This is a genomic window from Pontibacter vulgaris (genome assembly GCF_022758145.1).
Taxonomy (GTDB): domain Bacteria; phylum Bacteroidota; class Bacteroidia; order Cytophagales; family Hymenobacteraceae; genus Pontibacter; species Pontibacter vulgaris.
Map to the genome: position 1 here is coordinate 819,117 of NZ_JAJVDH010000003.1, position 23,051 is coordinate 842,167.

Consider the following 23,051-nt stretch of genomic DNA (forward strand, 5'->3'; position numbering starts at 1 on the left):
ACAGGAAAGCACGTTAGCACTGAATTTTCTTATTTTTCATGAAGAAGCTTTTATTAGTTGCCTTTATTATACTTGTGCCATTTTTAGCATCGGCACAACAGAATGGCACCCCTTCCGACACCACTATGCGTCATGTCACGTTCGAGTCTATCGAGGTGATTCCGAGTGCGGGTACTGTAAAAGGCATGTTGCTCCTCGACCGTGATATCCAGTACGAACTGGAAGGCGCCGTGGATAATATGTACAATTTCAAATATGAGCGTGCCGAAAAACAGTTCCGGTCGTTGCGCCGCCGCTACCCGGAGCACCCGCTGCCATACTTTTTGCTGGGCCTGAGCCAGTGGTGGAAAATTGTGCCTACCAACATCCAGACTACAAAATACGACAACCAGTTTTTTGCTTACATGGATACTGCCATTACCAAAGCAGAAACCATGTATGATAAGAACGAAAAGAACTTCGAAGCCTCTTTTTTTCTGGCAGCTGCCTATGGTTTTACAGCCCGCCTGCACTCTGAGCGAAGCAACTGGCGCAAAGCTACTGTTGCCAGTAAACGCTCGCTGGAATTTATGGAGAAGGCAAAAGCTGGTAACGGCCTGAGCCCCGAGTTCCTGTTTGGCGAGGCGCTATTCAACTATTATTCTGTCTGGATACACGAGAATTACCCTATGCTGCGGCCTGTGCTGGTTTTCTTTCCGGATGGTGAAAAACGACTTGGTCTAAAACAATTGCGCTATGTAGCTAACAGCGGGTTTTATACGGGTACCGAGGCCAAGTACTTCTTGATGAAGATTTATTCTAATGAAGAAAATAACCTGGAAGAGTCGCTGAAAATATCGCGTGAGCTGGCAACCAAATACCCAGACAATGCTTATTTCCAACGGTTTTATGTGCGCCTATTGTTTGTGATGGGCCATTTTACGCAGGCAGAGCGTCTTTCTCTGGAGATACTTCATAAACTGGAGCAGAAAATGCCGGGCTACGAAGCTATCAGCGGACGATATGCATCTTACATACTGGCTTATGTAAACCAGAATAAATACCGTGATTTTGCAAAGGCAAAAATGTATTACCAGAACTCGATCATGTATGCAGAAATGTCGAATGAGCGGGAATCCGGCTATTTTGTAAACTCATACCTTAACCTTGCCCGTATTGCTAACCAGGAAAATAATAAGCCTCTTGCCAAGCGTTACTACACCATTGTTATCAACAACACGGAGAAGAAATCAGCTGCATTTAAAGAAGCACGTACTTTCCTGAAAGCAAACCGAAAAGTTAAGTAAAAAGCTTAAGGAAAGTTTTCTGATGAGCTTTTGTGGAATAATTCTCCTCTACCCAAAGCTGCCCTGCTTTACCTATTTGGGTTCTGAGTTCAGGGTTTAGCAGCAGTTGTTCTAAGTAAGTATACCAGTCCTGTTGGCTTGAGCAAACAAAACCGGTTGTTCCATGCGGAACAGCGGTAGTGTTTGCTCCGACTTCCGAAACAACAGCCGGTATACCTAGTGCCATGTATTGAAGCGCTTTAAAGGCGCACTTTCCTTTCGCCCAATCTGTATCGGGCAGCGGCATTACTCCAATATTAAAACTCAGCAAATCTTCTATTTCGGTTTCTTTCTGCCATACTTTATACTTAAAGCTTCCAAGTTTTAGTTCAGGTACGGTATCTGCTATAACCAGGAAGTCGAAATCATACTTCTCTTCCAACTTTCTTAATACAGGCTCCAGAAGTTTTAAGTACGGCAGCGTAGAATGCGAGCCTGTCCAGCCGATTACCAGTTTCTCTGTATGCTGGTTCCTGGTTTTATTATGCAGGTTTCGTGTATCTATAGTAGTAGGCAGAAGTATGGTGTTGGAGTTATACTTTAATGCATAGTTTTGCAGGAAGCTATTGCCGCAACTTACCTTGTAACTCCACCGGCAGATGTCAGCAGTTTTGTTATGCCATTTATACTTAGCGACTAAGCTATTATCAGGAGAAATATTCGGCATCCAGATAGCATCATCAAAATCGAATATAATGCGCTTCCTAAAAACCCTGGAAACCAACCACTCAAACCAGGGAGGCCCAAGTGGCGTTGCCTCCCGATGGATGAAAACAAAGTCGTAAGTTAGTACCCGGGGCAGCAACATAACACGTTTCAGATAGCCAATTGTCAGGCCCAAGACCTTCTGCCAGGTTTTTCCGGGTTTGTAAAGTATAGCCCAGGTTTTGTTATTCCAGAAAGGTGCAAGTTTATACTTTATACTTTGCGCTTGTAACAGAGACAGGTATTGTTCATACCGAAAGCGCTGCGATGCTGCCTCATTAACAGGATACGGCACTACAAACAGTATTTTCATACTTGCCCGTTTCTGTTAAAAAAGTACTCATACGCCTCCCGTATCCGATCCGGAGAGCGGTATTTCTGAGCTAACTTCGGTATTTCCTTCCTATGGTTTGGATCGTTTAGTATCTGCTTTATTTTATCCATCGCCTGCTCCAGGCTCCCCTCCTGTTGCAAATTAAAAGTAGCTCCACCACCTTCTGAATTAATGATATCACTATCGTCGCCAACTCCTTCTGTAAGCAGCACTGGCAAGCCATTTGCCCAGTATTCACCTACTTTCACGGGGGACAGGTATTTTTTAGAAGGTCCGGGCTTGTAAGTAGCAAAGGCAAAATCGGCCAATGAAAGATAAGCAGGAACTTCATTGTGCGGCACGGACGCAATATAAATCCGGCCAAGGTCAAGGTTATACTGCTTTAGCTGCGTTGTAATCTCCTCTTCCGGTTGCGGAGAAAGTATAACCAATCTGAACCCAGAAATCAGTTTAAAGCAAAGCTGATAGATCTGGGAAGCTTCTTCGTTATAGTATAGCCCGCCAAACTTGCCAACATAAATACCTATAACTGCTTTTTCCCATTGCAACTGCCTGCGAATACTTTCTCTCTGCTTCTCATTAAACTCAAAAGCAGCTGCATTAACAGAGCAAGGCGCTACGAACACTTTTTCAGTAGCCATACCTTGCTCCAGTAACTTAGTTTTAAAGCATTCTGATACAGGCATCAGCCCGGCTGCATGTTTCTGTTGCTCATGTTCCCACTTTTTTTGAAATCTATACTTCAGGCCATACTTGTTCCACACTCCCGACTCATACATATAGTCTGCATGTGGTTCAAATAAACTTACGAAGAAAGGAGTTTCAGTTTGCCGCCATACCTGGTAAGCAATGGATCCAGCCGGAGAACCATGTGCGATAACCAACCGAATATCATTTTCATTAACAAGCTGCTTTAGTTGTTTATATCCATTTTGGTGATCCACTACCTGGCTCAGTATCCTGCTTTTATACTTAGAAGTTAAAAATGGCAACCAATGTATTTTCGGATCATTAATCAAGCAATTCGCTGCAGCATCACCACAATCCTTAGCATTATCTTCAAGTGTAATAAGTATAATCTTACTTATATGCTGAAACTCCACCAAAGCCAAAAGATGCGGTATTACTGTGGAAACAGTAAGCCCATCTTCTAATTTCCAGCGACAAAAGAATGCTATGTTCACAGTTACCAGGGCAGATATTGTTTATACAAACCTTCTAATTGACTCAAATACTTTTGCTTCTGAAACATTTCAGCTCTTGCCTTACCAGCTAAAGATAATTTATTTCTTAGCTCAGCATCCTCAGCCAGTTCTGTTATTCGGGCAACACAGTCTTCAGCATTATTCAGATCAAAGAAAATTGCATGGCCAGCAGTAACCTCTCTGTTAGGCTCTATATCAGAAAGAATACAAGGCAAACCTACCGCCATAGCCTCAATTACAGCCAAGCTCATTCCTTCGTAAGTAGAAGCAAGTATGAAGGCATCATAATTTTTCAGAATTTCATGCACGTTGTTGCAAGCTCCAAGCAATCTAACATTTCTCAGAGCGTTTTCTTCTACAATAGCTTTTAGCTCTTGCATTAAAGGCCCTTCGCCAATAACATCTAAGTATATTTCCCTTTGCTTTAGTAATGCCATTACTTTTAACAGGTATTGATAATTCTTCTGATGTTTCAAAGTACCCACTGCTATCATGTGCAGTTTGGTTTGCCGCTCTTTTGTTGGTTTTAGATAACGTTCATCATAAAATTTTTCAGCTACAAAATTATAAAGCACCGTTGCTTTTCCTTTTAAACCTATACTTGCGCTATAGTCCTTTTTAACTGCCTCAGACACAAAAACTGCATGCTGCTTGCTTTGGTAAGTATACTTTTCCAAGTAAAAACTCAGTCGATTTAAGTTAAATGCATCTTTACTTAAAGGATTATGCACTGAAAATATAAGCGGTACAGAAGTTGGTTTTGCCAGCCGCGCAACTATAGTTGGCCAGTAATGATGGGAGTGGATTAAACTTATATTCTCTCTTTGGATAATTTTACGTAACTGAAATATACTCTCTAAAAAGCTACGCTTACCTTTATAGTTAAGGCAATATACTTTATCAACTTTAACCGCTGACAGAAGCGTAGCCGGTTGCCGCATATATACAAGTACATGCCTATACTCGTTGGTAATATCTTTAAGCGATTCTGTAAGTAAAACTTCCGCGCCACCTACTGCCAACGATTCTATAATATGTAGTACAGTGGCTTTCAAGTTATCTTAACTGTGGGTAAATTAGCATTTGCAACCTTTATTACATGGTAACTAAACCAAATTTACTCATTGTTGGCGAATTCAACCGGAAAGATTATATAGATTTATTTAAAGCCAGTCAGCATTACTTTAACTTTTATTTTTTAGAATATATATCGCCTAAAGAAGTTAAAAGCAATTATTACCAGAACTATGGACAAGCCATTTTTTGGGGAGATTTCAAAAGCGCTAATGATTTACTTCATATAACCAGACCAGACAAGGTAATTTTCCTTTGCATAGAGTCTTATAATCATGTTGCGCTTAATCTTGCTTGTAAAAATGCAAACATACCTACTTACCTGTTAGAGCACGGACTGCGAGCAGATTATATACTTGGATTTGACCCTAAAATTAGCCCACCCTTACACCAAACAACAGCAAAAAAACTACGCTATTACGGATTGGTGTTTCAAACTATACTTGCGAGAATTAAAAACAGGCTTTTTCTTTTAAATACAATTAAAGTTTTACCACCAGCAGACGCTGCTTTTGTAAAACAATTTGTAAAAGTAAGGAAGCATTATAATTGTCTTGAAACTTTCAGGAGAATAAAGTCTGATAAACGTCTTGCTGACATCTATATTTCTTTTACTCCACAAATTTTCAAGGTTCACCAGGCACACAATTCTCTTCCTCCGGATCAGAGAGTTATTCATATAGGTGTTCCATACTTTGATCACCTAATTAATATTAAACCTAAAGCTATTGAAAAAGCTATACTATTAATAGATCAACCATTGGCTGAACATGGCTTACTAAAGTGGGATCAGAAGTATAAAGAAACGTTTATAGCGCAATTCACAACTATCTGTAAAAGCCATCATTTTAAGCTTTACATAAAGCCCCATCCAAAACAAGACGAATCTCTGTGGCTAAAAGCCCAACAAAATTCGTTGTGTGAGTTAATTGATGATGATAAACTTACGAAGCTGGCGCCCTCAATTCCAGTCATTACAGGCTTTTACTCTACTTATCTTATGCCGTTTGCAGCATTTAACTACACCACACTTTTAACCCTCGAAAACCACCCTGCTGGCAGACTGGACGTTTCAAAATCCTTTACAGATGCTGGTGTTGCCTATCCTGTTTATGATTTAGAGGAGCTTCACAATCTTTTACCTAACATTGAGCAATTACACGCTCAACAACTAACTAACAAAGCTAAGTTTACGAAAGATTGGATGTATAAATTTGATGGGAAAAGTGGCGAGCGCCTACGCGATATATTACTGAATGATGCATAATAAAAAAGCTCAGGCTACTTAGCCTGAGCTTTTTTATCAAGTATTGTTTTGTTTGTTAAGCGTTCTCTACCGTTTCAGCCGGCACTTGAATCTTATCTTTAAAATACTCCAGTGTTCTTCTTAAACCTTCGGCGCGGTTAACCTGAGGTTCCCAACCTAATATTTCTTTTGCTTTTGTGATATCAGGCTGGCGTTGCTGCGGATCATCTTTTGGCAGTGGCTGATATTCTACTTTCAGCTCTACGCCTGTTAAATTGCAAATCTCTTCAGCAAACTCTTTTATAGTTATTTCTGAAGGATTACCAATGTTTACCGGCATTGAATAGTCGCTTAACAGCAGGCGGTAAATACCTTCTACTAAATCATCCACATAACAGAAAGAGCGGGTCTGGCTACCATCACCGAAAATGCTAAGCGGCTCACCACGCAAGGCCTGGCTCAGGAAAGCAGGCAATACACGGCCATCGTTGAGGCGCATGCGCGGGCCATAAGTATTAAAGATGCGCACAATGCGAGTCTCTAAGTTATGGTGCATGTGGTAGGCCATAGTTATAGCTTCCTGAAAGCGTTTTGCTTCGTCGTAGCAACCACGTGGGCCCACCGGGTTTACGTTACCCCAGTAATCTTCTGTTTGCGGGTGCGCCAATGGGTCGCCGTATACTTCAGATGTAGATGCGATCAGCATACGTGCACCTTTTGATTTGGCAAGACCCAGCAGGTTGTGCGTACCTAAAGATCCAACTTTCAGTGTCTGAATTGGAATTTTCAGGTAATCTATCGGGCTGGCCGGCGAGGCAAAATGCAAAATATAATCCAGGTGGCCAGGCACATGCACAAACTTTGAAACATCGTGATGATAGAATTCAAAATTCTCCAGCTTAAACAGGTGCTCTATGTTATCAAGGCTGCCTGTGATAAGGTTATCCATGGCAATTACATGATAACCTTCTTTAATAAATCTGTCGCAGAGGTGGGAGCCCAGAAAGCCGGCACCGCCTGTTACCAGTACACGTTTTTTTGTCATAAAAATTTTAAACTGTCGCGTCTAATTGCGGAACATCCTGTTTTATACCAATGCCGTAATATGCAAAACCTTTTTCACGCATTTCCATTGCATCGTAAATATTTCTGCCGTCAAACACCACTTTATCTCTCATCAGCTTGCTGACTACAGCAAAGTTAGGCGAACGGAACTCAGGCCACTCAGTAACCAGCAGCAGCGCATCGGCATCGATCAGGGTTTCATACTCATCTTTGCCATATTCAATCGTGTCGCCCAGGTGGTGGTGTGCCTCTTTCATGGCTACCGGGTCATAAGCTCGTACTTTAGCTCCTTGCTCGAGTAGTTTATCAATAATTACCAGCGATGGCGCCTCGCGCATATCGTCTGTTTTTGGCTTGAATGACAGGCCCCAGATAGCGAAAGTCTTGCCAGTCAGGTCACCGTTAAAGTGGTTGTAGATCTTGTTATAAAGTACCGATTTCTGGTTCTCGTTCACTTCTTCCACTGACTTAAGCACACGCATATCATAGCCGTTCTCAGAAGCCGTTTTGATCAGGGCTTTCACGTCTTTTGGAAAGCACGAGCCACCGTAGCCAATGCCTGGGTAGATGAACTTGTTACCGATACGCACATCCGAACCGATACCTCTGCGAACCATGTTCACATCTGCACCCATGATCTCGCACAGGTTGGCAATGTCGTTCATGAACGAGATCTTGGTTGCCAGCATGGCGTTAGCAGCATACTTGGTCATTTCAGCAGATGGGATGTCCATAAAGATAAGCGGGTGGCCGTTCATCAAAAATGGCTTGTAGAGCTTGCTCATCACATCTTCGGCTCTTTCCGAAGAAACACCTACTACAATACGGTCTGGCTTCAGGAAGTCGTCGATGGCGGCACCTTCTTTCAGGAACTCAGGGTTAGAGGCCACATCAAACGGAATATTTACACCGCGTGCTTCCAGTTCCTGCTCTATGGCCTGGCGCACTTTATTGGCTGTACCAACCGGTACAGTACTTTTGGTTACGACCACCAGGTAATCGGTCATGTTCTGGCCAATACCACGGGCTACCGCCAGTACGTGTTTAAGGTCAGCAGATCCATCTTCGCCCGGAGGTGTACCTACGGCGATAAAGGCAACATCGCAGCCCTGGATCGAGGCGGCAAGGTCATTTGAAAAAGAAAGGCGCTCTTTTTGTGAATTACGCGTAACCATTTCTTCCAGACCCGGCTCATATATAGGCAAAATACCTTGTTTCAGGTTTTCAATCTTTTTAGTATCTATATCGATACAGGTAACATCTATACCAACTTCGGCAAAACAGGTTCCTGTTACCAGGCCCACATATCCGGTACCAACTACAGCTATTCTCATAGTAAAAATATTTAGTAGAATTTACAAATTTATAACTTTTATACTTAAGTGTTCTTTACAATATTATTCATTCGGTTCAGGCTTTATCCACTTCTGCCACCAATGCTGAAAAACCAGCAGCGTCCATACCTGGGTCTGCACAGTGCCAGCAGCTGATGTATAGAGTGCTTTCCGGAGTGCATTAACCTGACCTACATCAAAAATCCCCTGACTTTCCACAAAGTCTTCTGACAAGTACATCTCTGTTAGATCTTTTGCCTGTGTTTTTAAAAGCGACAGTAGCGGGATTTCAAATCCTTGTTTTGGTCTTTTGTATAGTTCGGGAGGCAGAATTGTTTTAAAAGTATCCTGCAATATCTTTTTACGGATTCCGGCATCAATCTTAGACTGCACCGGCAACGAAAAAGCAAACTTTACAAGACGATGGTCTAAGAACGGACTTCTTATCTCTAACCCGTTTGCCATTCCCATCAGGTCTGTTTTAGGCAGCATATCATTACCCAGTACCAGATGCCAGTCGGCACATAGTACGCTGTTTATGCTATATAGGTTTTCGTTTATGCAATCTAATAACCTGCTTTTGCGTGCAGCATACAATCTGTTATCGGCCTGGCGTTTATGCTTTTGCCCCAGCAAGTCGATAGCGGCGCTTTCAGTTTGCCAGGTTGCCCACAACCAATACCTGTTTTTAGGCGATAGTTGTGCCCCGGCTGCAAAACGCTGCAGTTGTCTTACTTTGTTTGCTGTAAAAGAGTTACGGGATTTTGGCAGCATGTTCCACAAAAAATGTAAACCCGTAACAATAGCTGTGTCAAAGCCGCCGCTAAGTAATTTATACTCTGCATGATGCTTGTTATAACCAGCAAAAAGCTCATCGGCACCGTCGCCGGATAAAACTACTTTCACATCCTGCCGGGCGCGCTTAGCCAATGTATAAACTGCCAGTGCCGATGCATCAGCAAACGGTTCGCTCATATTATCAAGCATTTCCGAAAGGTTAGCATACAGCTGATCGTTTGTAACCCGAAGCTCAGTATGATCGGTTTTATACTTTCTGGCTACCAAACGGGCATAACTGGTTTCATCAAAGTATGGCTCGCCTTCAAACCCAAGCGAATATGTTTTAAGATTAGGCACTTGTTTAGCAGCCAACGCCACAACTACCGACGAATCTATTCCGCCACTTAGAAAAGCACCAACTGGCACATCTGCTGTTAAGCGTTCAGCAACTGCCTGCTCCAGCAACTGACAAAGCTTTACTTGCTGCTGCTTATAATTTAGGGGGCCGTGTTCAGCTTTTTCAGCATCAAATGGTAGCCTGTACCAGACGTGTTCCTGTACTTTATTGCCTTTGATGAATAAAGAATGGCCTGGCAGTAGTTTTTTAACACTTTTCACCATGGAAGCCGGCGCTGGCACATAGGTAAGTTGCAGGTACTGGTATAACGAAACAAAGTCTACTTCACGTGGAACGCCAAGCGCAAACATAGCTCCCATTTCAGACCCGAACAGGAAAGTATCAGCATCTTTAAAGTATAGCAGTGGTTTTTCCCCGAAACGATCGCGGGCAATGAATAGTGAGTCTTCCAGAGTGTCGTAAATGGCAAAGGCAAAGAAACCACGTAGCTTTTTCAGGCAATCCTGGCCATACTTGGCATACAGTTGCAGTATAATCTCAGTATCCGAGTCAGTCTCGAAAGTATAACCTTTATCCTGAAGTTTGTGGCGCAGCATTTTATAGTTAAATATCTCGCCATTGTATACTATGGTATAGCGGCCATCTGCTGTTGTCAGGGGTTGGTTAGCGCTGGCCTCGGGTGCTATTACAGAAAGGCGCCGGTTAGCAAGGCCTATACGACCATGCTTAAAAATACCATCGGCATCAGGACCTCGATGCGTAAGCATAGCCGACGCTGCCTCCAACTTGCCAAAAACTGCCTTACCAGCTTCCGTAAAAGCCAAAACTCCTGTTATTCCGCACATAGTTGAAGTAAAGTTACGTTTTATCTACTTACAACTTACTTCTAATAAACCTTCCGGAGGCAGTATATTACATAGTTTGCAGCGTTTTTTAAATAAATAAACAACCTCGCTCCTTTACAGAAGTATAGCCTAAGTAGTAACACCCCATATTTTTATGAAACCAGAATGGCTGGATACGAAAGAATATCCCTTTGAATCTAATTTCCTGGAGTTGGAGGCTGGAAAAATGCATTACATTGATGAAGGTCAGGGCTCTCCGATTGTGATGATACATGGCACACCAAGCTGGTCGTTCCTGTATCGTAATCTTATTAAAATACTGAAGAAAAACCATCGGTGCATTGCCATGGACCTGATCGGGTTCGGGCTTTCGGATAAGCCCGAGGACTGGAGCTACAAACCCAGGGCCCATGCCGATAACTTTGAGAAACTGATGGAGCATCTTCAGCTAAAAGACATTACATTGCTTGTACATGATTTTGGGGCACCGATAGGCCTTGCTTATGCCATTAAACACCCACAGAATGTGAAAAACATTGTGATGCTGAATACCTGGACCTGGTCTCTGGCAAGGCACCAGAAATTATCGAAGGCAAGTAAATACCTGGTTGGCCCTTTAGGCAAGTTTTTGTATAACAAGCTTAATACTACCAACAGCGCAGCCGTTAGCGAACTTTTTGACGAAGAAACCAAATTACCAAAATCCATTCAGCAACAGTATGTGCAGGCCTTGGGAAATCCTGAAGACCGTGTTGGTACTTTAGCCTGCGCACGTGAGCTAGTGGGTGTTAGCAAATGGTACGATGAACTATGGCAGGATCGAAAAAAAATACAGGATATACCTACGCTCATACTTTGGGGCGAGCGCGACAAGCATGTAAAAATTGAAGCGCTACAAACCTGGAAGGAGTTTTTCCATGAGTGTTATGTGATCCATTTTGAAGACAGCGGCCATTTCTTACAGGAAGAGAACGCGGACGAAGTGGCCTGCTTTGTGCACAATTTCATCAAAGAGGAGCAGAAGAAAAAAGAACCTGCACACTTACACTCATAACCTTTAGCCGTGTTTATGGATAAAAACCAAGCCTTGCATCCTAAATCCCCCAATTCTGAGAAAGATCTGGAACGAGTAAACCAGGTACAGCAGGAACTCTATGCCATGCATAAGCAAACACATCAATCTGAAACCCGGCAAAATACAGAGCAGCCTATTCCCATAAACGAGTCGCCTTATAATGTGGTGCAATCATGGCATAAGCTCCGCGAGCTGGATGAAGATCTGGCTGAGCACAAGTATAAAGACATGGCGAATGATAGCGGTAAAGAAATACGTTAGTAAGTATAAATCCGGCACGTACACTATTTTATACTGCTAAAAATTTAAAGTATACTTTTCAAATCGTCAACAAGGCCCAAGTTTATACTTGGGCCTTGTTGATTTTAAGCCATCTTATTAGAAATTAAGCGGTTATAAGCCTGCTTAAACTACGTACCAGTTTTTCTTAAATAACCGCCTGAATCAATGTATAGCTTTTATAACATAGCTGCATAATATGGCTTGGCTAAGCGGCGTTAATAATTTTAATTACAACATCTTCCTATATTTCAGGCTTATAATTATCAACACAACAATCTGTCAACAACTTAAATATCAACATTTTACACAAAATCATCACTAAAAAAAGCAACCAGAATAACGACCGAAGCGGGCGAAGCAAGTTCAAATTTCATTTTTATTAAGTCCGGCTAATATTTAACTTTAACCAGAACTTATACTTTGTAAAACAGCATAGGCTACTAACAGTAAGGCTTTGAAAACATATTTTACCTCTTCCGTTTTATTCATCTTCTTTTTAATCCTGATGGCTTCCTGCCAGTCGTCGCAACCAGTATTCAGTAAGCGTGGCGAAACTTATAAATCTGCCCGTGAGATTGCAGAAGAAAAACGGATGGCCAGAAAAATGGCCCGTAAAAATGGCAAGCGAACCAATACAGTAGCATCCAAAGACAGAACCAGCCGCACGCGCGTACCTTCGCGCCATGTAAAAGAGGATGTTTCTACTGTTATTCAAACGGCCCGCTCCTTTACCGGCACCCCTTACAGATGGGGTGGCACTACCCGCGTTGGCATGGATTGCTCGGGTTTGCTATGCACTTCTTTCCAAAGTATAGATGTAAAATTGCCCCGCACATCTGATGAGCAGAGCCGCTTTGGGGAAGAAGTAAAAATAAAGCACATAAAAGAGGGCGACCTGGTATTTTTCGGGGCCAGCAAAAATAGCCGCGAAGTAACCCATGTGGGCCTTGTTACTGAAGTAATCGGCGACCAGGAAATAAAGTTTATACATTCCTCTACTACGCTTGGCGTTATCGAGAACAACCTCTTCTCAGAACATTATCAGAAAATCTTTATTAAAGCTGTAAGACCACCTGTTTTCTAAAAAATTGGTGTAGAAGACTTCAAACCAATACTTTCAGTACAATTTTTACGCAAAATCATTATTCAAAACTTGCGGCATACGTACTTATAAGCAATTGATAAGTAATTAGTTAACCAATTGCCGTAAGTATTATGAAAATTTTCTACACAAGATTACTCTGGGGCCTTTTTCTTGTTCTTCAGACACAGCTTGCCTGGGCACAGGGCGCCACTACCGCTGCTATGTCCGGTGTAATAAAGGACCAGAGCGGGACTGCCTTACCGGGCGCCACCGTCATCGCTATCCATACTCCTACCAACACCCAATATGTTGCTAATACTGATTCCGAAGGACGCTATAATATTCAAAATATGCGTGTTGGGGGCCCTTATACAGTTACAACCTCCTACATTGGTTACCAGGAACAGCGTCAGGATGGCGTTATGCTTGCCCTTGGCCAGACAGGTCGTGTAGATTTTACGCTTTCAGAAAGCAGCAGGCAATTAGGTGAGGTAGAGATAGTTGGAGAACAAAACGATGTGTTTAACCAGGACCGGACCGGCGCTGCTACCAACGTATCACGCGAGCAACTTGAGCAGCTCCCTACCCTTAGCCGAAGCCTGCAGGATTTTACCCGCCTTACCCCACAAGCCTCCGGCAACTCTATTGGTGGTACTAATAACCGCTATAATAATATTACAATAGATGGCGCCGTTAATAACGACGTGTTCGGGCTTTCGGGTAGCGGCACGCCGGGGGGCTCGGCGGGCACGCAGCCTATTTCGTTAGATGCAATTCAGGAAATCCAGGTAGTGATAGCCCCTTACGATGTAAAACTTGGCAACTTTACAGGCGGTGGCATAAATGCTGTTACACGCAGTGGTACTAACAAGTTCTCTGGCTCGGTTTATGGTTTTGGCCGAAACGAAGAGATTATAGGCAAAGCTGTAGAAGGGCCACGCGTTAAGGCTGATGAGTTTAAAAACATTCAGTATGGAGCACGTATAGGAGGCCCCATAATTCCGGATAAGCTTTTCTTTTTTGTTAACTATGATGCTACCCGTGTAAGAGAGCCTGTGCGTTTTGCCCCTGGCTCTGCAGAATCGCAAATTCCATTGAGCCTGGCTACTCAGGTTGCAGATTTTGCTCTGGAAACCTATGGTTATGACGTTGGTAGCTTCGGCGGATTTGACCGCGACACCGAGAGCAATAAATATTTTGCCCGTCTGGACTGGAACATCACTAATAATCATTCGCTTACTTTGAGGCACAACTTTGTAGATGCCTTCCAGGAATCTTTTTCCAGAAGCAGAGCTGAAGCCCGTTTTGGCAATAACGCCTATCAGTTCAACAGTAAAACCAATAGCAGCGTGCTGGAGCTGAACAGCCGCATCTCCAACAGCCTATCGAATAACCTGATCATTGGGTACTCCAGAATCAGGGAAAACCGTGAAACTTTCGGCAGCTTGTTCCCACAAGTAACTATATTTGACCCTATAGGCACGTTAGTACTGGGTTCTGAACGTTCCTCAACAGCCAATGAACTAGACCAGGATATTTTTGAGTTTACCGATAACTTTACATACCTGTATGGCAAACACAACTTTACTCTTGGCACACACAACGAGTTTTTCAAGTTCCGTAACCTGTTCATTAACAACCTGAATGGCCGCTGGGATTTTAACTCTGTAGAAGATTTTATCAATAACAGACCAGCACGTGTAAGGGCTTCTTACTCGCTTACCGATGACCTGAGGCCGGCAGCAAGGTTTAATGCCGCTCAGCTGGGATTTTATGTGCAGGATGAATACACTGCCTCAGAACAATTAAAAGTAACGCTGGGCTTACGACTTGATGTACCGATTTTCCCGGATGAGCCTGCCCGAAACACCAAATTCGAAGGCGATTTCCCCGGCCTGTCCACAAACCGTACGCCAAGCGGACAGTTGCTTTGGGCTCCTCGCCTGGGCTTTAACTATACCCCAACCGAAGACAGATCTTTCCAGGTGCGCGGTGGTACAGGAATATTTACAGGCCGCGTGCCTTTTGTGTGGTTGTCTAACCAGTTTGTAAATACAGGTACTATACTTGGCACTATCGATCAGCGCAACCCGCCTACGTTTGTAGCAGACCCTACCCAACAACAAAGTGCAGGTGCGGCTGTTAGAACGGTAGAGGTTAACGTGATTGATGACGAGTTTAAACTTCCACAAATATGGCGTAGCAACTTGGCCTTCGATTATACTTTACCATATGAAATTATAGCAACTTTAGAGGGAATCTACTCCAAAACTATAAACGATGTGGTTTACAGAGATCTGAACCTGGTTGATCCGCAAGGACAACTACCCGGCATAGATAATCGAAATATATACCCGGTGCAAAGGCGCATAAATGCTGATTACACAAACGTAATTTTCCTGGATAATACCAAAGAAGGATACCGTTACAGCCTGACAGGCCAGTTGCGCAAAGATTTTACCTTCGGCCTTAATACCTCTATTGCTTATACTTATGGCAAGTCGAAAGACGTAAATAGTGGTACCAGTTCAACGGCGCTATCAAATTACGAGTTTAACCAGATCATCAACAATCCTAACGATCCTGAACTTGCTTACTCCCGCTACGATGTACGACACAGAATTGTAGGCACTGGCGGCTATACTTTCCGGTATGCTGATAATTTTGCCACCACTATATCCTTGTTCTACCAGGGCCAGTCAGGTTTACCTATTACATACCTTTATTCGCAGGATCTGAACCGTGATGGCAACATAGCCAATGACCTGATTTATATACCGCGCAATCAAAGCGAGATTAACCTGGTACCTTTTACAGACCGATCTGGAAACGTAATACCTGGTTCTGCAACCCCAGACGAGCAATGGGCTGCATTAGATGCTTTTATTGAGGATGATAATTACCTGAGTGAGAACCGGGGAGAATACGCAGAACGTTATGCAGGCCGCATGCCTTGGACACACCAGTTCGACGTTCGTTTATTACAGGATTTTTACATTAACGTAGGCGATAACAAACATACTTTCCAGCTTACCTTCGATATCTTTAACGTTGGCAACCTGATCAACAAAGACTGGGGCCGCCAGTATTTTGTAAGTAACAATGCCAACGAGATCATTCGTTTTGTAGGTTATGATGCCGTAACAGGTGAACCGAATTTCACATTTAATCCCAGCACGAGAGCCTACAACATTTCCCAGTTCGACTCCAGATGGCAGGGTCAGCTAGGCTTAAGGTATATCTTTAATTAACTGCATAACATGCTATAAACTAAGAAAGGCGGGAAGATTCCCGCCTTTCTTTTTACTGATTTTTTGCTTCAACCAACGCTGCCAATATAAACATATAAATGCTTCTGTACAAGCAAATAACCCCTATATTAATAATAATAAATTCATGATACTATGATTGGAATATGCAAAAGCACTCTTACTTTTGCAGCAAAATCAATCAACCCTTTTATGAAAAAATTTTTATTATCAACACTTCTAATGTTGCTGAGTGTGGCTTTTTTGCACGCACAGGTAACAACTAGTAGTATTAACGGATCTATTAAAGATTCGAAAGGCGAGGCCCTTATCGGTGCAACCGTTAAGGCTACTCACCAGCCATCCGGTACTGTGTATGGTGCTGCTACAAATGCAGAGGGTCGTTTTAACATCCCGAACGCAAGAATTGGCGGTCCTTACATTGTTGAAGTAAGCTACCTTGGTTTTAAAACCAAAACCATCACGGGCATTGATCTTAAATTAGGTCAGCCATACGTTCTTAATTCTTCTCTTTCTGAGTCAGGTACTGAGTTACAGGAAGTAGTTGTAAGTGCAGACAGAACTTCTGTTTTCAACTCAACTAAAACTGGTGCAGCTACAAACGTAAGCAGCCGCCAGATTGCTACCCTGCCAACCATCTCAAGAAGTATTACCGACTTTACGCGTACTACTCCTCAGGCAAGCGGTAACAGCTTTGCAGGTCGTGATGCCCGTTATAACAACATACAGGTAGACGGTGCTAACCTGAACAACAACTTCGGTTTATCCAACGATCCACTTCCTGGTGGTGGCGCGCAGCCAATTTCTCTGGATGCTTACGAAGAAATTTCAGTAAACATTGCTCCTTACGATGTTAGACAATCAGGCTTTACTGGTGCAGGTATAAATGCTGTAACTAAAAGCGGTACTAACACATTCCACGGTTCTGCTTATGGTTTCTACAGAGACCAGAGCTTCTTAGGTACAAAAGTTGGCGATAACGATATCAGCAAACAGATCACAGACTCTAAGTCTCAGACTTTTGGTGGAACTATCGGTGGCCCGATCATCAAGAACAAAGTGTTCTTCTTCCTGAATGGTGAATTAGAGAAAGGATCTAAGCCAGGTATCACGTACTCACCTGCAGGTGGTTCCGGCATTGGTAACATCTCTACTACATCAATTGACTCTCTGAAGAAATTCTCTGATATCCTGAAAACCAAGTATGGTTACGATCCAGGTGCTTACGACAACTTCCCTAACTTCGAGAACAAAAACCGTAAGATCTTAGGTAAGATTGACTGGAACATTAACCCGATCCACAAGCTTACTTTAAAGTATAGCGACTTCGAAAACACAAACGATGTAGCGTTGAACGGATCAAGCGTACCTAATGGTGGTGGATTTACACCAGCAGGCGGAAGAAGCTCATTGAGCCGCTTGCCTTACAACCGTTTCAGCAACAACTCTATGGCTTTTGCTAACAGCAACTACGGCTTTAAAGATGTTGTAAGAACAGGTACTTTTGAATTGAACAGTAACTTCGGTGGCAGAATGGCTAACCAGTTCCTGGCTACTGTAAGCAAGATCCAGACTGTACGTACTTTCCCTGGCAGTGTATTCCCAACTATCGATATTTTTGATGGCAAGGGCAACAACTACATGTCTGCCGGTATGGACCCTTATACTTATAACAATGAAGTTATCAACGACATCTATAGCATCACGGATAACTTTACTTACTACTTAGGCAAGCACACGCTTACAGCAGGTGGTACTTACGAATACCAGAATGTAGGTAACATGTTTATGGCTGGTTCTAACGGTTACTATGCTTACAGCTCACTTGATGACTTCGCAAAAGACCGCGCTCCTGCTTACTTTGCTTATACTTACTCTTTAGTACCAGGTGTTAAAAACCCTTACTCTGCAGAGTTAAAAGTAGGTCAGTTGGGCCTTTATGCTCAGGATGAATACCAGATTAACCCTTCTCTGAACGTTACTTTTGGCGTTCGCGCTGATAAAGCTATCTACCACGAAGATCCAATTGCAAACCCTTCTATAGATGCTCTTGAGCTATATAACGAAGAAGGTAAACTGACTAAATATAGCTCAGGTAGCTGGCCAAAAAGCCGTATCCTTCTATCACCAAGAGTAGGTTTCAGATGGGATGCACTTAACAACAACTCTCTTGTTGTACGTGGTGGTACTGGTCTTTTCACAGGTCGTATTCCTTTTGTATTCCTTACTAACATGCCTACTAACTCAGGTATGTACCAGTTTGGTGGTGCTATCAAAGATGCTGCTACACTTTCAGGCATCCGCTTTAGCTCTAACCCGGATGCACACGCTGACCTGTTCCCTAAAACTGCCGGTACTTCTGTACCAAGCAACATCGTGCTGATGGATCCTGATTTCAAATTCCCACAGGTTATCAGAACAAACCTTGCTGTTGATAAAGAATTAGGCAATGGCTTTACCTTAACATTAGAAGGTCTTCACACACAAGACGTTAATGGCGTGAAAATGCGTAATGCTAACCTAACAACTCCAACTGGTACTATTAACGAGGGTAACTTAACAAGACCTAGATTTGTAGATACAAACGGAGACAACAAAGTTGATTCAAAAGACAGAAGCAAATACTCAGCAACTAACACTGCTATTGTATTAGAAAACACAGACAAAGGTTATTCAACTGCTTTAACAGCAATGTTAAGCAAGTCTTTCTCTAACGGTTTCTACGGTTCAGTTGCTTACAACTTTACGCATGCAAAAGAAGTTACTGCTAACCCAGGTTCACAGGCTTCTTCTGTTTGGAACTCTAACCCGAACGTAGGTACTTCTAATGCAGTTGAGATGGGTTATTCACAGTATGGTACTCCTCACCGTGTTGTAGCTAACTTATCATACAAAAAAGAGTATGCAAAGCACTTTGCTTCAACTCTTTCTGTGTTCTATGAAGGCTCTTACCAGTCTAGATACAGCTTCGTAGTTAACGGTGACCTTAACGGTGACGGTAACAGCTCTACTGACCTGATGTATATCCCGAACAATGCTTCAGAAATGAACTTTGCGGCGTATGAGATTAAAGATAAGGCAGGAAACATTGTTAACTCTTACACACCAGAGCAACAGGCAGCAGCTTTCGAACAGTTCATCAACAATTCTTCTTACCTGAAAAACAACAGAGGCCAGTATGCTGAAAGAAATGCAGCCCTGACTCCATGGTATAACAAGCTTGATGTACGTTTCCTACAGGACTTCTACATTGAGACTGGCGAGAAGAACACAAAGCATACATTACAGTTCACAGCTGATATCCTGAATGCAGCTAACCTGATCAACAAGAACTGGGGTATTCAGCAGCGTTACATCACTAACAACCCGCTTCAGTACAGAAGCATTAATGGTGATGGCGAGCCAGTTTATATTTTACAGAACATCAATGGTGAATTAGTAACTGAACACATTCAGGATAACATTAGCACAAGCAGTACCTGGAGTATGCAGCTTGGCTTACGTTACAGCTTCTAATCATCAACAAGATTAAATACCTAAAGAGCCCCGCAATGCGGGGCTCTTTTTTTGCCTATACTTTTATACTTGAGTGTAACTATAGGCCCTTAAGTATAAATATGTTTTAGCAAGTATAAATATGTTATAACACGCAAATCCCTCATATTTTATTCCTTCTGCACTTTAGCAACCATACAGGCTATGTTATTGATTTTAGATTAATAAATAACAATAAAATAATATAGCAAGAGATTGAAATACACAAAACTCCAGTTACTTTTGCGCCAAAATCAACCAAACACTTTTTATGAAAAAACTTTATAGTACGTTGTGCCTCTTTATGGCGCTAGTGCTGACTGTTCAGTTTAGCTGGGCACAAGGAAGTACCACCTCCGCCATGAATGGCGTTATCAGAGACGGAAGTGGCATGGGATTACCGGGAGCTACCGTTATAGCTATACACACGCCAACCAACACCCAATATGTTGCCGGCACAAATGCCGATGGCCGCTATAACCTGCAGAACATGCGCGTGGGTGGTCCTTACACTATTAAAACAAGCTATGTAGGTTTCCAGGAAAAGCGCCAGGATAATGTATACCTGAAGCTTGGTCAAAACCTGAGCCTGGATTTTAAACTGACACAAGGCGATATCGCTTTGGGCGAAGTTGAAATCGTTAGCAGAAAAGACAATGTTATCAACGCTGACCGTACTGGTGCTGCCACTAACTTAAGCCGCGATCAGATAGAAAAACTGCCAACCCTTAGCCGCAGCATCCAGGACTATACACGCCTTACACCGCAGGCAAATGGTAACTCATTTGCAGGCCGTAGCAGCAGCTACAACAACACTACCATAGATGGTGCGTTGTTCAACAACTCATTTGGTCTGCAGTCTAACGTAGGTTCTCAGACAAGTGCCCAGCCAATTTCGCTTGATGCTATTGAGCAGATCCAGGTAAACCTTGCCCCTTACGATGTTAGACAAGGTGGTTTTACAGGTGCTGGCATTAATGCTGTTACACGCTCTGGTACAAACGACTTTTCTGGATCAGTATACTGGTTCGGTCGTGATGAGAGACTTGTTGGCCGCAATGTAGGCGATACTAAAATGCCAAAGCAGGATTTTACTTTGTCTCAGCGTGGTGCCCGTTTAGGTGGCCCGATCCTGAAAGACAAATTATTCTTCTTTGTTAACTATGAGCAGGAGCGCCAGTCTACGCCGGGTTCAAGCTTTATCGCTTCCCGTCCGGGCCTTACAGGTTCTAACGTATCGGCTGCCGATGCAGCTCAGCTAGATCAGCTTAGCAAGTTCCTGAAGGATAAATTCAACTACGATGCAGGTCCTTATGAGAACTATAACATGGAGACCTGGAACAACAAGATCAACACTAAGCTTGACTGGAACATCAATAAGAATCATACTTTCTCTTTCAAGTATAACTACCTGAAATCATGGAAAGATATTCCTGCGTCAAACTCTGGTGCACCAGCAGGTAACCGCCAGCCAAGCGTTACATCGCTTCCTTTCAAAGCTTCTACTTATATCATCAACAACAACCTTAACTCATTTATTGCAGAGTTAAACAGCCGTTTCGGTGATAAATTTGCCAATAACTTTATTGCCGGTTATACTGCTTTCCGCGATTTCCGTGAGAGTCGTGGCGGTATCTTCCCGCTTGTTGATATCGAAAACGGTAACAAGGCTACATTTACCTCTTTCGGTTATGAGCCTTTCTCTGCTAACAACGTGTTAAATTCTGATGTTTACCAGCTAAGCGACAACTTCTCGATTTTTGCAGGTAAGCACGTTATTACGTTAGGTACAGCAAACGAAGCTTATAAATTCACGAACGGTTTTGCCCCTAACTACTATGGACGCTACCGTTATGCATCGCTTCAGGATTTTTATGATGACGTAAACAATGGTACAGCTAAAGCTACAGAATACCAGTTACAATATTCTGCACAGCCAGGTGGTTTCCCTTATGCAGTTATCAAAGCTATGCAGTTTGGCCTGTATGCACAGGATGAATGGTCGGTAACAAACAACCTGAAAGTAACCGGTGGTTTGCGTGCTGATATGCCAATTATCAACACAGATTTGTTAGAAAACCCTGCAGCAGCTGCACTTTCTTTCCGTAACGGTGAGAAGATTGATGTTAGCAAAGCTCCTGAAACACGTGTATTGTGGTCTCCTCGTTTAGGTTTTAACTGGGATGTAACCGGCGATGCTACTACGCAGGTACGTGGTGGTACTGGTATCTTCACTGGCCGTGTACCTTTCGTTTGGATCTCTAACCAGGCATCAAACAACGGTGTGCTGTTTGGCTCGTTCCTGGATACCAAGCAGAATTATAAGTTTACAGATGACGTAACGGCCTATATCCCACAAGGTGGTGCAGCTTCTGCTACCTACAACCTGGCTGTTACAGATCCTAACTTCAAATTCCCGCAGGTATTCCGTAGCAACTTAGCTGTAGATAAGCAATTGCCATTTGGTATGGTTGCTACTTTAGAAGGTATACTTACAAAGGACATGAACTCTGTATACCACAGAAACGCAAACCTGCCTAACGCTTCTGCTTCCATGAAAGGTGCTGATAACCGCCCTATCTATTATAAAGTAGATGCCAATGGCAACCCTGTTTATGAGAACTCTAAGCTAGTAGGCCTTAACCGTGTAAATGGCAATATCTCTGATGCCATTGTAATGGAAAACACAAGCAAAGGTTACTCTTATACTTTAACCGGCCAGCTGCAGAAGTCTTTCACAAATGGCCTGTTTGCAAGTATAGCTTATACTTATGCTGATGCCAAATCTGTTAACGACGGTGGTTCTATTGCGCAGTCTATCTGGAGAGACCGCCAGATCTCTGGTGACCCGAACGATAACGTGCTTTCTTACTCTAACTACCTGACACAGCACAGAGCTATTCTGGCGCTTTCTTACAAGAAAGAGTACATCAACCACCTGTCTACCTCCATCTCTACATTCTTTGAAGTAGCTTCTGGTAACCGTTTCTCTTATACTTACTCAGGCGACCTGAACGGCGATGGTTTATCTGGCAACGACCTGATCTATATTCCACGTGATGCAAGCGAAGTTGCCCTTGTTGCTGACAAACTTGATACGCGCGATGCAGGTACGATCTGGAGCCAGTTAGATGCCTACATCAGCCAAGATGAGTACCTAAACTCTAGAAGAGGCCAGTATGCAGAGCGTAACGGCGCTGTTACTCCTTACACAACACGTATGGATGTGCGCTTACTTCAGGACTTGTTCACAAACGTAGGTAACAAGAAGAACACGCTTCAGTTAAGCTTTGATATCTTTAACTTCGGTAACCTGCTTAACAAAGACTGGGGTATTGTAGAAACTACTAACCGTGCTGCGCTGTTAAACTTTGTTGGTTACAATGCACAAGGCCAGCCTACAATTTCTTTCCCGTACCTGAACTCTTCTAAACAGGAAGTACTTACTAAATCTTTCCGTGACAACACCAGCGATATTTCTCGCTGGAAAGCACAGATTGGTGTACGTTATATCTTTAACTAAGCCGGTTTAGCTT

At 42.9% G+C, this 23,051-nt stretch carries 14 protein-coding genes; 8 read left to right on the forward strand and 6 right to left on the reverse strand.

Features of this window, described 5'->3' with window-relative positions:
* The first annotated feature begins 38 nt into the window (after positions 1–38).
* The gene (locus LWP20_RS08895) at positions 39–1,286 is read left to right on the forward strand and encodes a tetratricopeptide repeat protein (RefSeq protein WP_242927772.1); all 1,248 of its coding nucleotides are present in this window, start codon (positions 39–41) and stop codon (positions 1,284–1,286) included.
* Here LWP20_RS08895 and LWP20_RS08900 read toward each other — a convergent pair.
* The 3 genes from LWP20_RS08900 to LWP20_RS08910 are packed head-to-tail and all read right to left on the reverse strand — an operon-like array spanning position 1,279 to position 4,624.
* Positions 1,279–2,343 (reverse strand): glycosyltransferase family 4 protein, encoded by a 1,065-nt coding sequence (locus tag LWP20_RS08900; protein ID WP_242927773.1) that lies wholly within the window; start codon positions 2,341–2,343, stop codon positions 1,279–1,281. The two genes, LWP20_RS08895 and LWP20_RS08900, sit on opposite strands and share 8 nt — an antisense overlap.
* Positions 2,340–3,548, reverse strand: coding sequence for a glycosyltransferase family protein (locus LWP20_RS18345; RefSeq protein WP_242927774.1), 1,209 nt, complete (start codon positions 3,546–3,548; stop codon positions 2,340–2,342). The genes LWP20_RS08900 and LWP20_RS18345 overlap by 4 nt, the downstream gene beginning before the upstream one ends.
* 2 nt (positions 3,549–3,550) lie before the next feature.
* Complete coding sequence (locus LWP20_RS08910) at positions 3,551–4,624, reverse strand: glycosyltransferase (RefSeq protein ID WP_367615742.1); 1,074 nt, start codon at positions 4,622–4,624, stop codon at positions 3,551–3,553.
* A 44-nt stretch (positions 4,625–4,668) separates the two neighbouring features.
* Between LWP20_RS08910 and LWP20_RS08915 the strand changes: the two genes are divergently transcribed.
* Complete coding sequence (locus tag LWP20_RS08915; protein ID WP_242927775.1) at positions 4,669–5,910, forward strand: polysialyltransferase family glycosyltransferase; 1,242 nt, start codon at positions 4,669–4,671, stop codon at positions 5,908–5,910.
* Positions 5,911–5,965: 55 nt separating this feature from the next.
* On the opposite strand, the gene LWP20_RS08920 is transcribed toward LWP20_RS08915, so the two are convergent.
* From LWP20_RS08920 to asnB, 3 genes are all read right to left on the reverse strand, one after another.
* On the reverse strand, positions 5,966–6,934 hold the full coding sequence (locus LWP20_RS08920) for a UDP-glucuronic acid decarboxylase family protein (RefSeq protein WP_242927776.1): 969 nt from the start codon (positions 6,932–6,934) through the stop codon (positions 5,966–5,968).
* Positions 6,935–6,941: 7 nt separating this feature from the next.
* Positions 6,942–8,288 (reverse strand): UDP-glucose dehydrogenase family protein, encoded by a 1,347-nt coding sequence (locus LWP20_RS08925; protein ID WP_242927777.1) that lies wholly within the window; start codon positions 8,286–8,288, stop codon positions 6,942–6,944.
* Between the two features lie 63 nt (positions 8,289–8,351).
* The gene (asnB, locus tag LWP20_RS08930) at positions 8,352–10,271 is read right to left on the reverse strand and encodes an asparagine synthase (glutamine-hydrolyzing) (RefSeq protein WP_242927778.1); all 1,920 of its coding nucleotides are present in this window, start codon (positions 10,269–10,271) and stop codon (positions 8,352–8,354) included.
* Positions 10,272–10,425: 154 nt separating this feature from the next.
* On the opposite strand from asnB, the gene LWP20_RS08935 reads away from it, so the two are divergent.
* From LWP20_RS08935 to LWP20_RS08960, 6 genes are all read left to right on the forward strand, one after another.
* Complete coding sequence (locus LWP20_RS08935) at positions 10,426–11,325, forward strand: alpha/beta fold hydrolase (RefSeq protein WP_242927779.1); 900 nt, start codon at positions 10,426–10,428, stop codon at positions 11,323–11,325.
* 15 nt (positions 11,326–11,340) lie between these two features.
* Positions 11,341–11,607 carry a hypothetical protein gene (locus LWP20_RS08940; RefSeq protein WP_242927780.1) on the forward strand — a complete coding sequence of 89 codons (267 nt, stop codon included), beginning with the start codon at positions 11,341–11,343 and terminating at the stop codon, positions 11,605–11,607.
* A gap of 475 nt (positions 11,608–12,082) precedes the next feature.
* The gene (locus tag LWP20_RS08945) at positions 12,083–12,712 is read left to right on the forward strand and encodes a C40 family peptidase (RefSeq protein WP_242927781.1); all 630 of its coding nucleotides are present in this window, start codon (positions 12,083–12,085) and stop codon (positions 12,710–12,712) included.
* Positions 12,713–12,843: 131 nt separating this feature from the next.
* The gene (locus LWP20_RS08950; protein ID WP_242927782.1) at positions 12,844–15,963 is read left to right on the forward strand and encodes a TonB-dependent receptor; all 3,120 of its coding nucleotides are present in this window, start codon (positions 12,844–12,846) and stop codon (positions 15,961–15,963) included.
* A 210-nt stretch (positions 15,964–16,173) separates the two neighbouring features.
* Positions 16,174–19,497, forward strand: coding sequence for a TonB-dependent receptor (locus tag LWP20_RS08955; protein ID WP_242927783.1), 3,324 nt, complete (start codon positions 16,174–16,176; stop codon positions 19,495–19,497).
* Positions 19,498–19,786: 289 nt separating this feature from the next.
* Positions 19,787–23,038, forward strand: a complete 3,252-nt coding sequence (locus LWP20_RS08960) for a TonB-dependent receptor (protein ID WP_242927784.1) — start codon at positions 19,787–19,789, stop codon at positions 23,036–23,038.
* Positions 23,039–23,051: the final 13 nt, after the last annotated feature.

Bases quoted from the DNA above. Each gene is read 5' to 3' on its own strand.
- LWP20_RS08895 (WP_242927772.1), top strand. From the start codon at position 39: ATGAAGAAGCTTTTATTAGTTGCCTTTATTATACTTGTGCCATTTTTA.
- LWP20_RS08900 (WP_242927773.1), bottom strand. From the start codon at position 2,343: ATGAAAATACTGTTTGTAGTGCCGTATCCTGTTAATGAGGCAGCATCG.
- LWP20_RS08915 (WP_242927775.1), top strand. From the start codon at position 4,669: ATGGTAACTAAACCAAATTTACTCATTGTTGGCGAATTCAACCGGAAA.
- LWP20_RS08920 (WP_242927776.1), bottom strand. From the start codon at position 6,934: ATGACAAAAAAACGTGTACTGGTAACAGGCGGTGCCGGCTTTCTGGGC.
- LWP20_RS08925 (WP_242927777.1), bottom strand. From the start codon at position 8,288: ATGAGAATAGCTGTAGTTGGTACCGGATATGTGGGCCTGGTAACAGGA.
- asnB (WP_242927778.1), bottom strand. From the start codon at position 10,271: ATGTGCGGAATAACAGGAGTTTTGGCTTTTACGGAAGCTGGTAAGGCA.
- LWP20_RS08935 (WP_242927779.1), top strand. From the start codon at position 10,426: ATGAAACCAGAATGGCTGGATACGAAAGAATATCCCTTTGAATCTAAT.
- LWP20_RS08940 (WP_242927780.1), top strand. From the start codon at position 11,341: ATGGATAAAAACCAAGCCTTGCATCCTAAATCCCCCAATTCTGAGAAA.
- LWP20_RS08950 (WP_242927782.1), top strand. From the start codon at position 12,844: ATGAAAATTTTCTACACAAGATTACTCTGGGGCCTTTTTCTTGTTCTT.
- LWP20_RS08955 (WP_242927783.1), top strand. From the start codon at position 16,174: ATGAAAAAATTTTTATTATCAACACTTCTAATGTTGCTGAGTGTGGCT.
- LWP20_RS08960 (WP_242927784.1), top strand. From the start codon at position 19,787: ATGAAAAAACTTTATAGTACGTTGTGCCTCTTTATGGCGCTAGTGCTG.